Below are 13,251 nucleotides of genomic sequence, written 5' to 3' on the forward strand. Positions count from 1 at the left end.
TCGAAGGGCGAGTATGGCGACGCTTCTCGAGACCCACATCAAGAACCGCTTTCGCGTCCAGCCCAACCACTACCTTCGAACGTAAGTCGGTGAACGAATTCGCCCGAGTGCCGGGCGAATTTGGGTAACCGTTACGTTCGAAGGTAACGCGAACAACAACGACACGCTCCACGGCGGCAACCTGATGAAGTGGCTCGACGAGGTGAGCGCGATGTCGGCGATGCGCTTCGCCGGCGAGACCTGCGTCACCGCCCGCGTGAACGAACTCGACTTCGAGCGGCCGATCCGGATCGGCGACACCGCCCTCGTGGAGGCATACGTCTACGACGCCGGCCGGACGAGCGTCCACGTGGCCCTGCGCGCCTGGCGCGAGGAACCTCGCAGCGGCGAGACCGAGAAGACCACCGAGTCGACGTTCACCTTCGTCGCGATCGACGAGAACGGGGAGACGGTCCCCGTTCCTGACCTCTCCGTCGAGACCGAGAAAGGGGAACGGCTTCGGGATCGCGTCCACGAGATCGAGAACTGAACGGGATCGCTGCGGTGGCGCGCGCCGGGGCGCGGTTCGTCACCGACGAACCGCGACCTAACGTTGCGCGAGGGATGAACGAGTGAACGTAGTGAGCGAGTGAATCGGTTGGGGAGGGTGTGGTGACTCCGTGTTGCCACGATAGCAGCAAATCCGTTTCCCCGTCGTTCTGTATCCGGTAGACGGATTTAGCTACCATAACCGACAGACGTTACGAAGATTCTCGCTCGAGAACCAGCACGTACCGCGTCAGCGACCGATGGACCCGGCGTTCGAAGGCCGACTCGACCTCCCAACCCGCGGCCCGCGCCTCGCCGGCCCACGAGCGATCGGCGATCATGACCGCTCGCGGCGCGACCCGGTGGGCTTCCTCGAGCGCGCCCGCGACGAGGTCCTCGAGCCGGTGGGTGTCGATCTTCGACTGGCGGCCGTAGGGCGCGTCGAAGACGACGCTGTCGACCGCGTCGTCGGCGAGCGGAAGGCGGGTCCCGTCGCTGCGGGCGACGTGCCAGTCCCCGCGGGCGACGCCGGTCGGCGACGGCTCCTCGCGCTCGAGGAAGTGAGTGAGGTTCTCGCGCGCGCCCCGGACCATCTTCGCCTGTGCGTCGGTGCCGATCACGTCCGCGCCGACGAGGCCGGCCTCGACGAGGCCGCCACCGGTCCCACACATCGGATCGAGGATCGTCGCTCTTGGCCGAGCGCCCGCGAGGTTCGCGACGGCCCGCGCGAGCAGGGGGTCCATGCTGCCGGGCTGGAAGAACGGTTTGTCCGTCGGTGCGCGCGTGCCGAAATCGCGGACGCTCTCGGCCGCGAGCCAGCCAAGCGCACAGACCGAGGTCGGGTCGCCGTCGGTTCCGGCCCCGACACTCGTCTCGTCGCCGGCCGACTCGAGGAGGTCACCGCTGCCCGCGAGCGCGCCTTCGGCAAAGACGACCCGCAGGCAGTGATCGGGGTCCTCGAGGTCGACGGAAAACCCCCGGTCGACCAACACCGCGCCCAGCTCGCGTTCGGCCCGTTCGGTACTCACGCCCGTCGAACCGTGAACGTCGGTCGCTCGGACCGCGACCGATCCCTCGCGGTCGATCGCGGCGGCCTCGAGGATCGCGCGGGCGCTCGCGAGGTCGGCGTCGCCCTGGCCGACCAGTTCGCTCGCGCGATGGGTGTAGGCGAGGCCGCGGACCCGCTCGGGGACGACCGCGTCGGCGACGGCCAGCCCGGGCGCGATCCTATCGACGCCGACCGCGGCGCTTTCGGCCTCTCGGGCCGCGAAGGCGTCGTCCTCGCCGCCCAATTCGAGCAGATACACGCCCGATGGTCGCGGCGGCGCGGCCATGAGCCTACCGCTTTCCGCGAACCGGATACTGTGATCGAATACCACGGCCTGAAACCGCAAGCAGCCCGGAATCGGCGTCTCGGCCGCTTCGGCGCGGAGGGTATATACCGGATATATCAGGTGGCGGTACCAACCTTTATAAACCTTAAATACGTCTTTTTAAGCGACTAATGACGGATCCGAAGGACACCATCAACATCGAAAACGTGGTGGCGTCGACCGGCATCGGACAGGAACTCGACCTCCAGAGCGTCGCGATGGACCTCGAGGGGGCCGACTACGATCCCGAGCAGTTCCCCGGTCTCGTCTACCGCACCCAGAATCCCAAGTCCGCCGCGCTGATCTTCCGGTCGGGGAAGATCGTCTGTACCGGCGCGAAAAGCACCGACGACGTTCACGAGAGCCTTCGAATCGTCTTCGACAAGCTCCGTGAACTCCAGATCCAGGTCAACGAGGACCCCGAGATCGTCGTCCAGAACATCGTCACCAGCGCCGACCTCGGTCGGAACCTCAACCTGAACGCGATCGCGATCGGGCTGGGGCTGGAGAACATCGAGTACGAGCCCGAGCAGTTCCCCGGGCTCGTCTATCGACTCGACGACCCCGAGGTCGTCGCGCTGTTGTTTGGCTCGGGCAAGCTCGTCATCACTGGCGGCAAGAAGCCCGAGGACGCCGAACACGCCGTCGACAAGATCGTCTCCCGGCTCGAGGACCTCGGCCTGCTCGAGTAACGGCGTCCGTTTTCGTGCCGCGTCACCCGCGGCCGACGCTACCACCTCTTCAGTCGCGGACGCGTCGACATCGCCCAGCGCGTCCGGCGGCGTTGCCGATCGTTCCTCTCAGTGTCTCGACGTTAGCTGCGATGCCGTTCTCCGCCGCGCCGGTAATATCGGCTTACTTGCGTTCGGTGTCGCCCGTTCCGTTCGGTTCGCTTCGCTCACCTCGATAGTCGCCCGTTCGGCCGTCGCTTTCACCGAATTATCGACCGTTCAATTCCCACCTAGCGCGCTCGACTCGCCTGAATCGAGTCGGACTCGTCGAAACGACCGCTCGCGTTTATCCGGGTCTCCGTCCCTGACTCTCACGTGCCCATGACGATCCACCCAGATCGACCGACGGTCGTTTCGGACCGGTCGCGGCTCGGCAACGACGGCGGTATCGGTCGCCGACCGCCCTCGCGGGAGACGATCCGTCAGGCCGTCGACAGCGACCGGCGGCGCGAGGTCATCCGCTGTGTCCTCGTCGCCGACGGCCCCGTCCCATTGCGGACGCTGGTCGGTCGACTCGCAGACGCCGAACACGATCCGACCGTTGGGACGACGATCCACCGACTGCGCCAGCGGATCCACACCTCGCTGTGTCGAACCCACCTGCCGCTGCTCGAGGATCACGACATCGTCACCTGGGACCGCGCCCGGAGCCTCGTCGGCCCGGCCGCCAACTGCGGAGCGTTCGAATCCGTCCTCGAGATCGACTCGCTCGAGCGGCCGATTTCCGCTCGCTTGGAGTAAGGAGTACCGCCCGCGGCTACTCGACGAGTCGCTCGATCTCGGTCACCAGAATATCGCTCGCGCCGGCCTCCTTGACCGCCGTGATCGTCTCGAAGACGTCGCTCTCGTCGACGACCGCGTGGACCGCCACCTTCTCCCCATCTTCGTCGTCGGCGATGTCCATGACCGTCGGCCCGCCCAGTCCCGGAATGACGTCACGGACCGCCTCGAGTCGGTCCTGCGGGACGTTCATCATCAGGTAGCGTTTGCCTTCGGCCTGCTTGACGGAGCCCAGGGCGGTCCGGACCTCGTCGACTTTCGGGTCGTCGAGGACGTCCTCGCGGCCGAACAGCCGGACCGAACTGGCAAGGACCTCCTCGACGACCGCCAGCCGGTTCATTTTCAGCGTGGTCCCGGTACTCGTGATGTCGACGATGGCGTCGGCCATCTCGACGTGGGGGGTGAGTTCGGTCGCGCCCGACACCTCGACGATGTCGGGGTCGACGCCGGTGTCGGCGAAGAAGTCCGCCGTGATGTTCGGGAACTCGGTCGCGACGGTCTTGCCCGTCAGATCCGCGACGCTGTTGGTGTCTCCGTCTTCGGGGGCTGCGAGGACGAGACGGCAGCGCCCGAACTCGAGATCCAGTAGCTCCGAGACGTTGTCAACGCGTGCTTCCTGCACTTGGTCGAAGCCCGTAATGCCCAGATCGGCCGCGCCGTCGGCGACGTACTCCGGAATGTCCGCAGCGCGGGCGAACAGCACCGTCACGTCGGGATCGACGGTATCCGCGTAGAGCTTTCGGTCCGCTCCGTTCTCGAGGTGCAGCCCCGCCCGCTCTAAGAGATCGATCGTCGGCTCGTGCAGGCGGCCCTTGTTGGGAACGGCGATTCGCATATGCACGTCCTTGGACGGCGACGGGGAACTGTCTTTTCATCCGAGCGGTCGGTCTCGAGGGGTCGCCGGTCAGTCCGCCCGCTCACTCGTCCCGCTCGAGCGCGTCTCGGCGCTGTTCGTACTCCTCGTCGCTCAGGTCGCCGCGAGCGTACGCCAGCCGCAGTTCCTCGAGCGCGCGGTCAGTGTCGTCCCTGCCGGCGATCGCCTGGTAGACGAGGTAGCCGCCGCCGACGATGGCGGCGACGAACAGGAGCTGCAGCAGGACGGCGACGAGCGGCAGCCAGCCGGGTGTCGTTCCGCCGTCCCACATCCCGTGGCCCCACATGCCGCCCATCATCGGGCCGAACCCCATCATTCCGAACCCCATGAACGCCATTGGCAGTACCACGAGGGCACCGATGGCGATGAGGACGATCGTGGCGAGTCGCGTATCGCGTGTGTCGGTTGCCATGCAATCTCACCGGCGACGGAACGGTCCGTCTCCGGCTAGGGATACGGGGTTGTGACTCAATGCAGTTCTCCTTTGGAATGCAATGTCTGGGAAGGATCTCACTTCGACTTTCACAGTTCTATCGTCGGCCACTGACGCGATCGAACCGTGATCCATCGCTGTCACAGTGTGGCGGTTCCCGCCCCATCGGGAGTTCGACGCGAGACGGTCACGAGGAGACGGTGCTGGTACCCCGGAGATCACCGCGTAGTATTCCTGAACCGGCTTCTGCTGCTTCTGGGCGGTCGGTCCGTACCACTACGGCGTGTGGTTCGCGGCCGCTTTCGACCCCGTCGTTCCGGACGGGCGATGTCATCGGTTTCCCAAGGGAAATCGCAATAGTCGATTCCCACGACGTCCTATACATGGCCGTATCACTCGTCGAGGGCGTCCTCGAGTCGCTCCGGATCGGCGTCGGATTCCTCTGGACGGCGGCGTGGGCGATCATCATGGGATTGACGATCACTAGCCTCGTGCAGGTGTACGTCTCGAAGGAGCGAATGGCCCGCGTTCTCGGGGAGAGCGACTTCTCGAGTCTCGCGACGGCGACGGCGTTCGGCGCGGCCAGCAGCGGCTGTAGTTTCGGTGCTGTCGCAATCGGAAAGGGGCTGTTCGCGAAGGGCGCACACGCGGTGAACGTCCTCGCGTTCATGTTCGCGTCGACGAACCTCATCGTCGAACTCGGGCTGATGATCCTGCTCCTGCTCGGCTGGGAGTTCCTCGTCGCGGAACTGCTCGGCGGTCTCGTCCTCATCGCGGTCATGGCCGTCATCGTCCGGCTGACGCTCCCGGAGCCGCTGTTCGACGAGGTCCGTGCGGAACTCGAGCGCGAGGACCGCGAGAGCGGCGGGATGACGGATCCGACCTGCGGCATGGAGGGGTCGGACGAACACACGATCGTGACCGACGGTGGCGAGACGTTGCGGTTCTGCTCCGCGGGCTGTCTGGAAACCTACCGACAGCAAACCGCCAGCAGCGGCGCGTGGTCGGACGAACTCCGGTCGTGGGGCGGCTGGTACAAGATCGCAAACCAGTACCGGAAGGAGTGGTCGATGATCTGGACCGACGTCATCGCGGGCTTTCTCGTCTCGGGCTTCGTCATCGTGTTCGTCCCCCAGTCGGTCTGGAACGCGCTGTTTCTCGGGGGTGACGGCCTGCTCGTGACCGCCGAGAACGCAGTTATGGGCGTCGCAATCGCCGTCGTCAGCTTCGTCGGGAGCATGGGCAACGTCCCGTTCGCGGTCGCTCTCTGGGGTGGCGGGATAAGCTTCGCCGGCGTCATCGCGTTCGTCTACGCCGACCTCATCACGGTTCCGGTACTGAACGTCTACCGGAAGTACTACGGCTGGGCGGTCATGCTGTACATTCTCGGTGTCTTCTTCGTGACGATGGCGTTTACCGGCTTTCTCATGGAACTGCTGTTCGACGCGCTCGGCATCGTCCCGAACTTAGCCGGCGGCGAGACGGCGACCGAGCAGCGGTACTTCGAGCTGAACTACACCTTCTCTCTCAACCTCATCGCCTTCGCCGTCTCCGGGTTCCTCCTGTTCGTGTACCGTCGCGGGCTCGGTGCCCCTGGACAGTACCGCGACCCGGTCTGTGGAATGCGAACCGACGACGACGGTCCGAGCGCCGCACACGACGGCGAGACCTATTATTTCTGTTCGACCACCTGCAAGCGGGCGTTCGAGGACGCGCCGGCCGACTTCGCGGCGCACCCGCCGCGGGTGTCGGACGACGGGTCGTCGCACGACCACCACTGACGCCGCCGTCAGTCGTTGAAAAAAACGGGTTAGGCCGACGCGTCGTAGCCGGCCTCGTCGACCGCGCTGACGAGCGCTTGCGGGTCCGCATCTCCCTCGACGGTGGCCTGTTCGGTCTCCCGGTCGACGGCGACCGATTCGACGCCGTCGACGCCCTCGAGGGCGTCCTCGACGGTCTGTTCGCAGTGTTCACACGACATTCCTTCGACGGTGATCGTCTGACTCATACGAGAACGTAGGGACGCCGCTTCTTTGTGTGTTTCTGCTTTCGATGCTAACGCTCGGATGGATCTGACTTCGACTTCGAAAACTATCGTCGCCACTCTCTTTGGCAGTCGGATCGAACGACGGGTATGCGCGACCTCGACGAGACCGACATGGAAATCCTGCGACTGCTGGGCGAGAACGCCCGGCGGCCGTTCAGCGAGATCGCCGACGAAGTCGACCTCTCCGGGCCCGCCGTCTCCGACCGCGTCGACCGCCTCGAGGAGGCCGGGATTATCAACCGGTTTACGATCGACGTAGACCAGTCACAGCTCCGGGCGGGGGTGCCGGTGTTCGTGCAGGTCACGGCCCCGCCGGGCACAGTCGAGGACTGCCGAACGGCAGCCGCCGAGGCCGACGCCGTCGAACACGTGTTCGTCACCGCCGACGGCGGGGTCTGGTTCTACGCCCGCGCACAGGTCCAGCGGGTCCGCGAGTGGCTCGAGGGACTGCTCCCCGACGCTGCGGGCATCGCCTACGACGTGACGCTGATGGACGACGCCGAGTGGACGCCTTCGCTCGATGGGACGCAGTTCGCGCTCACCTGCGCGGAGTGTGGCAACACCGTCGACAGCGAAGGGGAATCGAGCCGGATCGACGGCGACGTCTATCACTTCTGCTGTTCGTCCTGTCAGGGCCGGTTCGAGGATCGCTACGACCGGCTCGAGGAGGGTGCCTGACTTTCGACTCGAAAGTAAATACTCCTCTGTACTTTGGATTCTGGTCAGTAAAGGGGGTAAGACGGGATCCCCTACTAGCTGGTAATGAGTACTGAGACCACACACTTGGACATCCGGGGCATGAGCTGTGCGAACTGCTCACAGACTATCAGTGACGCCCTGGAATCCCGAGACGGCGTGGCGCAAGCGAACGTCAACTTCGCGACCGACGACGGCACCGTCGAGTACGATTCCGAGACGATCACGCTGGCCGAGATCTACGAGACGATCGACGAGGCCGGCTACGAGGCCGACCGCGCGAGCCGCTCGATCGGGATCACCGACATGAGCTGTGCGAACTGCGCTGAGACCAACGAGACGGCTCTCGAGTCCGTGCCCGGCGTCATCGACGCGGAGGTCAACTACGCGACCGACGAGGCGACCGTCACGTACAACCCGGCCGACGTCTCGCTCGAGTCCCTCTACGCAGCCATCGAGTCAGCCGGTTACACGCCCGTTCGAGACGGGGACGGGGGCGACGAGACGTCCGATCAGGAGCGCCGCGACGCGGCCCGACAGGCGGAGATCCGCAAACAGCTCCGGCTGACCCTCTTCGGTGCAGTGCTTTCCGCCCCGTTCCTGTTCTTCCTCGCCGACAAGTTCCTGCTCGGCGGGACGTACGTTCCCGAGACGGTCTTCGGGGTCTCGTTCGGCTGGGTCGAGTTCCTGCTTGCGACGCCGGTCTACGTCCTGCTGGGGCGGGAGTTCCTCGTCAATTCCTACACGGCGCTGGTGCGCAATCGCACCGCCAACATGGACGTGTTGATCGCGCTCGGTTCCTCGACGGCGTATTTCTACAGCCTCGTCGTCCTGCTCGACCTGCTCGCGGGCAATCTCTACTTCGACACCGCCGCGATGATCCTCGTGTTCATCACGCTGGGCAACTACCTCGAGGCCCGTTCGAAGGGCCAGGCCGGCGAGGCCCTGCGGAAACTGCTCGAGATGGAAGCCGAGACGGCCACGCTGGTCGACGAGGAAGGCACCGAGGAGGAAGTGCCGCTCGAGGACGTCGACGTCGGCGACCGGATGAAGGTCCGGCCCGGTGAGAAGGTGCCGACCGACGGCGTCGTCGTGGACGGCCAGTCGGCGGTCGACGAGTCGATGGTCACCGGCGAGTCCGTGCCGGTCGAAAAGGGCGAGGGCGACGAGGTAATCGGCTCGACGATCAACGAGAACGGTGTGTTAGTCGTCGAGGCGACTAAGGTCGGCTCGGACACGGCCCTCCAGGGGATCGTCCAGACGGTCAAGGAGGCCCAGTCGCGCCAGCCGGAGATCCAGAACCTCGCGGACCGGATCTCGGCGTATTTCGTCCCCGCGGTCATCCTCAACGCGATGTTTTGGGGCCTGGTCTGGTTCCTCTTCCCCGAGACGCTGGCCGGCGTCGTCGACGCGGTGCCGGTGCTGGATCTGGTCGGCGGCGGCCCGGACGCACTCTCGACGTTCGAGTTCGCGATCGTCGTCTTCGCCTCTTCCGTGTTGATCGCCTGTCCCTGCGCGTTGGGGCTTGCGACCCCCGCCGCGACGATGGTCGGCTCCACGCTGGGTGCCCAAAACGGCGTCCTGTTCAAGGGTGGTGACATCTTGGAACGGGCTCGAGACATCGATACCGTCGTCTTCGACAAGACCGGGACGCTGACCACCGGCGAGATGACGCTGACCGACGTGGTCGCACTCGAAGGGGAGTCGGCCGCGACGGACGGCGGTGAGACGGCGGCCGACGGCGGGGCGGTAGTGACCCGCGACTCGCTCGACGAGGACGCGGTCCTCCGACTTGCCGCCAGCGCCGAGCGCAACAGCGAACACCCGCTCGCCCAGGCGATCGTCGAGGGCGCCGAGGAACGGGGCCTCGAGCTAGCCGATCCCGAGGACTTCGAGAACGTCCCCGGACAGGGCGTCCGGACGACTGTCGAGGGCCGTGAGGTGCTGGTCGGCAACCGACGGCTGCTCGAGGGTGACGGCGTCGATCCCGCGCCGGCCGCCGCGGAGATGGAGCGGTTAGAACGCGAGGGAAAGACGGCGATGTTGGTCGCGGTCGACGGCACGGTCGCGGGCGTGGTCGCGGACGCCGACACCGTCAAGGACAGTTCCGCGGACGCGGTCGCGGCCCTGCGCGAGCGCGGCCTCGACGTCATGCTGATCACCGGCGACAACGAGCGGACGGCCCGCGCCGTCGCCGAGCGCGTGGGGATCGACCCCGACAACGTCCGTGCGGGGGTCCTCCCCGAGGACAAGGCCGGCGCCCTCGAGGACATCCAGTCGACGGGCCGCAAGGCGATGATGGTCGGCGACGGGGTCAACGACGCGCCCGCGCTGGCGGTCGCCCACGTCGGCTGTGCAATCGGCTCCGGGACCGACGTGGCCATCGAGGCCGCCGATGTGACCCTGATGCGCGACGACCCGCTCGACGTGGTGAAGGCGATCCGGATCTCGGAGGCTACGCTGGCGAAGATCAAGCAGAACCTCGTCTGGGCGCTGGGGTACAACACCGCGATGATCCCGCTTGCATCGCTCGGACTGCTCCAGCCCGTCCTCGCGGCCGGCGCGATGGCGCTGTCGTCGGTGTCGGTCCTCTCGAACAGCCTGCTGTTCCGCCGGTACACGCCGGATCGGGACTACGAACTGCTCGGCCGACTTCGGCGCTGATCGGCGCTCGAGCGGCCATCGATCCGGTTTAGAAGAATCCGCCGCGTCGCACCCCGAGCGTGCCGTACTCGAGAGCGTACCACGGTGCGGTCGACCGATCAGTCGTCGGCGTTCGCTTCGGGCACACCGTTTCCGTTCCCGTCGTTTCCGTCGCCGTTGCTGCGGTTTTCGTCGTTATCGTCCTCGTCGGCCTCGTCTTTATCGACGTCGCGGATCTCGACGTCGTCGCCGGTGCCGCTCTGGCTGATCACCGGTTTGAGGACGTACTTCCCGCTCCCACCCGCTTTGTGCGGCGCGATGTCGTAAACGAAGTCGATCGATTCGTTGTCGCCGACGGTGAACGCCGAGTTCAGTTTGAGCTTGTTACTCGGGAGTTTCACGTTCGTCTCGTTGCCGTCGGTCAGGACGCCCTCGGTGTCGCTGACGTAGATGAAGACCGTCTCGTAGTCGCCGGCCGGGAGGTCGAACTCGTCGATCATGGACGCGTTCGCGCCCTTCAGCTCGGTGAGGTCGACCGTTCGGTTATCCACGTCGTGTTCGATCCAGCCCTCGTCGCTGTCGGTCTCGTTTTCGGACGTGGTCGACTCGCTGCCGTCATCGGTCTCGTTGCCGTCAGTCTCGTTCGAGTCGCCGTCGGGTTCGCTCGAGCCGTCGCCGCTCGCGGCCGGCTTGAAGCCGACCTTCGTGATCGTCACGTTGAGGTGTTCGAAGTCGTCGATCACGTTCGGCTCGTCGCTGATGTAGAACGCGGCCGTTCCCATCGCTCCGCTCGAGTCGTCCGTCATCGGGGAATCGCCGTCCGCCGATTCGTTCGCCGGTTGTCCGCCCATGCCACCGGCACAGCCGGCGACGGCCACGAGGGCCGCGACGACTACCAGTTGGATCGTTCGTCTGTTCATAGCCAGTGACAGTCAACGACCCGGTAAAAAGGGCGCGACACTTGGGACCGTTCAGGACCGTTTATACCGGCTGAACTGGTCGAAACCGTCGAGTCGTGCCTATGGTACCCCCGCTCCCCCGAGTCGCTCGGTGAACAGCGCCTCGAGCAGTGCGGGCGTGACGAAGGCCTCGACGAACGCGGCGACGACCAGCAGGAGCCAGCCGGCGAGGACGAGGAGCCCAGTTCGGTAGAGGTACCGCTTCGTGAGGATCGCGTCGCGGCTGCCGCGGAGCCGTTGCCCGATCCGGTACAGCAGCCGGAAGCCGACGCCGGCGGCGATAAACAGCGCGGGCAGTTCGAAGATCCCGTGGGGGAGCAGGCCGACGAGGATAAAGCCCGGCCCCACGTCGGCGGCGATGGCGGCACCGACGTTGCCGACGATGATCCCGTTGAACACCATCGCCCAGGCCGTCAGGAGACCGAGCGACAGCGCACCGACGATCGAGAGCAGGAACGCCCGGCTGTTGTTCACGAGCAGGAACCGCGCCAGCTCGAGCCCGGAGAAGTCGGCGATCTCCTCGGGGAAGAGACCCTCGCCGAGCAGGTCGGCGATGATCTCGAGGAGGTTGTAGCCGGCCGCCAGCAGGAGGATGCCGACGACGACGCCGAACGCGAACAGGCCGGCCGCGAAGCCGACGAACCGACTGTGTTCGTCCCAGGCGTCGGCCAGTGCCGCTCTCGGCGGGTAGCCGGCGACGAACGCGCGGACTCCGTTCCGTCGGGGTGGGTCGTCCATACCGGATGTTCCGCCACCGAACTGTTAAACCCGCCGACTGGTCCAGTCGGGATCGAGCCGTCGATCCTCGCCGAAACCGAACTCGGTACGCCAGATCGACACTATAAGGCCACCCGGCGAGAATCCTCGAGCAATGACGACGCTTGCGATCACCGGCGGGTGGGTCCTCCGACCCGACCTGACGGTGACGACCGCGGACGTACTGATCGATCGAGACGCCGGCGAGGTTCGCGAGGTCGGTCCCGACCTCGGCGGCGCGGCCGACGAGACCCTCGACGCCGACGGATCGCTGGTCACCCCGGGGTTCGTCAACGGCCACTGCCACGTCGCGATGACGCTGCTTCGTGGGTACGCCGACGACAAACCGCTGGACGCCTGGCTCCAGGAGGACATCTGGCCGGCCGAGGCCGAACTGACCGCCGAGACCGTTCGCGCGGGGACCGAACTCGGCGTCCTCGAGATGATCAAGTCCGGCATCACTGCCTTCGCGGACATGTACTTCTTCGTGCCAACGATCGCCGAGACGGTCGCCGACGCCGGCCTGCGGGCCCGACTCGGCCACGGCGTGATCTCGGTGGGCAAGGACGACGAGGCGGCCCGCGAGGACGCCCGCGAGGGCCTCGCGGTCGCCGAGGAGATCGACGGACTGGCCGACGGCCGGATCTCGTCGGCCTTTATGCCCCACTCGCTGACGACCGTCGACGGCGAGTACCTGTCGGAGTTCGTGCCACAGGCCCGCGATCTCGACGTTCCGATCCACTACCACGCCAACGAGACCGAAGACGAGGTCGCGCCGATCGTCGACGAACACGGCACGCGCCCCCTCGAGTACGCCGCGGAACGGGGCATGCTCGAGTCCGAGGACTTTATCGCCCACGGCGTCCACGTCGACGACCGGGAGATCGAACTGCTGGCCGAGGCCGGGACCGGCGTGATCCACTGTCCGGCCTCGAACATGAAACTGGCCAGCGGGATGGCCCCCGTCCAGCGCCTGCGCGAGGCCGGCGTCACCGTCGGGCTCGGCACCGACGGCGCGGCCTCGAACAACGACCTCTCGATGCTCGACGAGGCCCGCGACGCGGCCATGCTGGGCAAGCTCGCCGCCGACGACGCGAGTGCGGTGCCCGCTGAGGCGGTCGTCGAGATGATGACTCGAGGGAGCGCCGACGCGATCGGCCTCGAGTCGGGCCGGCTCGAGGCGGGCGCGCCGGCCGACCTCGCGGTGATCGATCTCGAGACGCCGCATCTGACGCCGCGTCACGACCTCGTGAGCCACCTCGCGTACGCGGCCGCGGCGGCCGACGTGCGCCACACCGTCTGTGACGGCCGGGTACTCATGCGCGACCGCGAGGTCCTGACCCTCGACGAGGCGGCGGTTCGAGAGCGAGCGCTCGAGTCCGCCGAGTCGTTGGTGGCTCGCGCCAGCGAGTGAACCAGTGAGACATCCCA

The 13,251-nt window shown here is 66.3% G+C and carries 12 protein-coding genes and 1 pseudogene; 7 read left to right on the forward strand and 6 right to left on the reverse strand.

The genetic code is table 11. The features are described from left to right. The first annotated feature begins 13 nt into the window (after nucleotides 1-13). Nucleotides 14-529 (forward strand): annotated as a pseudogene (locus tag NATPE_RS00530) (acyl-CoA thioesterase). 211 nt (nucleotides 530-740) lie between these two features. Here NATPE_RS00530 and NATPE_RS00535 read toward each other — a convergent pair. Next, the gene (locus NATPE_RS00535; protein WP_006183211.1) at nucleotides 741-1,862 is read right to left on the reverse strand and encodes a THUMP domain-containing protein; all 1,122 of its coding nucleotides are present in this window, start codon (nucleotides 1,860-1,862) and stop codon (nucleotides 741-743) included. Between the two features lie 170 nt (nucleotides 1,863-2,032). Between NATPE_RS00535 and NATPE_RS00540 the strand changes: the two genes are divergently transcribed. Together NATPE_RS00540 and NATPE_RS00545 are read left to right on the forward strand one after the other, a co-directional pair. Then, nucleotides 2,033-2,593 (forward strand): TATA-box-binding protein, encoded by a 561-nt coding sequence (locus NATPE_RS00540; protein ID WP_004267580.1) that lies wholly within the window; start codon nucleotides 2,033-2,035, stop codon nucleotides 2,591-2,593. A gap of 360 nt (nucleotides 2,594-2,953) precedes the next feature. Then, on the forward strand, nucleotides 2,954-3,373 hold the full coding sequence (locus NATPE_RS00545) for a DUF7344 domain-containing protein (RefSeq protein WP_006183213.1): 420 nt from the start codon (nucleotides 2,954-2,956) through the stop codon (nucleotides 3,371-3,373). Nucleotides 3,374-3,389: 16 nt separating this feature from the next. Here NATPE_RS00545 and hisG read toward each other — a convergent pair whose 3' ends face one another. Both hisG and NATPE_RS00555 read right to left on the reverse strand, forming a co-directional pair. Continuing rightward, nucleotides 3,390-4,247, reverse strand: a complete 858-nt coding sequence (gene hisG / locus NATPE_RS00550; RefSeq protein ID WP_006183214.1) for an ATP phosphoribosyltransferase — start codon at nucleotides 4,245-4,247, stop codon at nucleotides 3,390-3,392. Nucleotides 4,248-4,329: 82 nt separating this feature from the next. Continuing rightward, on the reverse strand, nucleotides 4,330-4,698 hold the full coding sequence (locus NATPE_RS00555; RefSeq protein WP_006183215.1) for an SHOCT domain-containing protein: 369 nt from the start codon (nucleotides 4,696-4,698) through the stop codon (nucleotides 4,330-4,332). A gap of 404 nt (nucleotides 4,699-5,102) precedes the next feature. Here NATPE_RS00555 and NATPE_RS00560 point away from each other — a divergent pair, with 404 nt between their 5' ends. Continuing rightward, nucleotides 5,103-6,500: a permease gene (locus tag NATPE_RS00560; RefSeq protein ID WP_006183216.1), complete on the forward strand. Its 1,398-nt coding sequence runs from the start codon at nucleotides 5,103-5,105 to the stop codon at nucleotides 6,498-6,500. A 29-nt stretch (nucleotides 6,501-6,529) separates the two neighbouring features. Here NATPE_RS00560 and NATPE_RS00565 read toward each other — a convergent pair whose 3' ends face one another. Beyond that, nucleotides 6,530-6,727: a CopZ family metallochaperone gene (locus NATPE_RS00565; RefSeq protein ID WP_006183217.1), complete on the reverse strand. Its 198-nt coding sequence runs from the start codon at nucleotides 6,725-6,727 to the stop codon at nucleotides 6,530-6,532. A 126-nt stretch (nucleotides 6,728-6,853) separates the two neighbouring features. Between NATPE_RS00565 and NATPE_RS00570 the strand changes: the two genes are divergently transcribed. Continuing rightward, nucleotides 6,854-7,444 (forward strand): AsnC family transcriptional regulator, encoded by a 591-nt coding sequence (locus NATPE_RS00570; RefSeq protein WP_006183218.1) that lies wholly within the window; start codon nucleotides 6,854-6,856, stop codon nucleotides 7,442-7,444. Between the two features lie 84 nt (nucleotides 7,445-7,528). Further along, nucleotides 7,529-10,126, forward strand: a complete 2,598-nt coding sequence (locus NATPE_RS00575) for a heavy metal translocating P-type ATPase (protein ID WP_006183219.1) — start codon at nucleotides 7,529-7,531, stop codon at nucleotides 10,124-10,126. A gap of 98 nt (nucleotides 10,127-10,224) precedes the next feature. Here the strand turns inward: NATPE_RS00575 and NATPE_RS00580 are convergent, their stop codons facing one another. Both NATPE_RS00580 and NATPE_RS00585 read right to left on the reverse strand, forming a co-directional pair. Further along, a complete protein-coding gene (locus NATPE_RS00580) occupies nucleotides 10,225-11,025 on the reverse strand; it encodes a DUF4382 domain-containing protein (protein WP_006183220.1) in 801 nt (266 codons plus the stop codon). Nucleotides 11,026-11,124: 99 nt separating this feature from the next. Beyond that, nucleotides 11,125-11,802 carry a stage II sporulation protein M gene (locus NATPE_RS00585; protein ID WP_006183221.1) on the reverse strand — a complete coding sequence of 226 codons (678 nt, stop codon included), beginning with the start codon at nucleotides 11,800-11,802 and terminating at the stop codon, nucleotides 11,125-11,127. Nucleotides 11,803-11,935: 133 nt separating this feature from the next. Here NATPE_RS00585 and NATPE_RS00590 point away from each other — a divergent pair, with 133 nt between their 5' ends. After that, the gene (locus NATPE_RS00590; protein ID WP_006183222.1) at nucleotides 11,936-13,234 is read left to right on the forward strand and encodes an amidohydrolase; all 1,299 of its coding nucleotides are present in this window, start codon (nucleotides 11,936-11,938) and stop codon (nucleotides 13,232-13,234) included. Nucleotides 13,235-13,251: the final 17 nt, after the last annotated feature.

Source organism: Natrinema pellirubrum DSM 15624, from assembly GCF_000230735.2.
GTDB classification, from domain to species: domain Archaea; phylum Halobacteriota; class Halobacteria; order Halobacteriales; family Natrialbaceae; genus Natrinema; species Natrinema pellirubrum.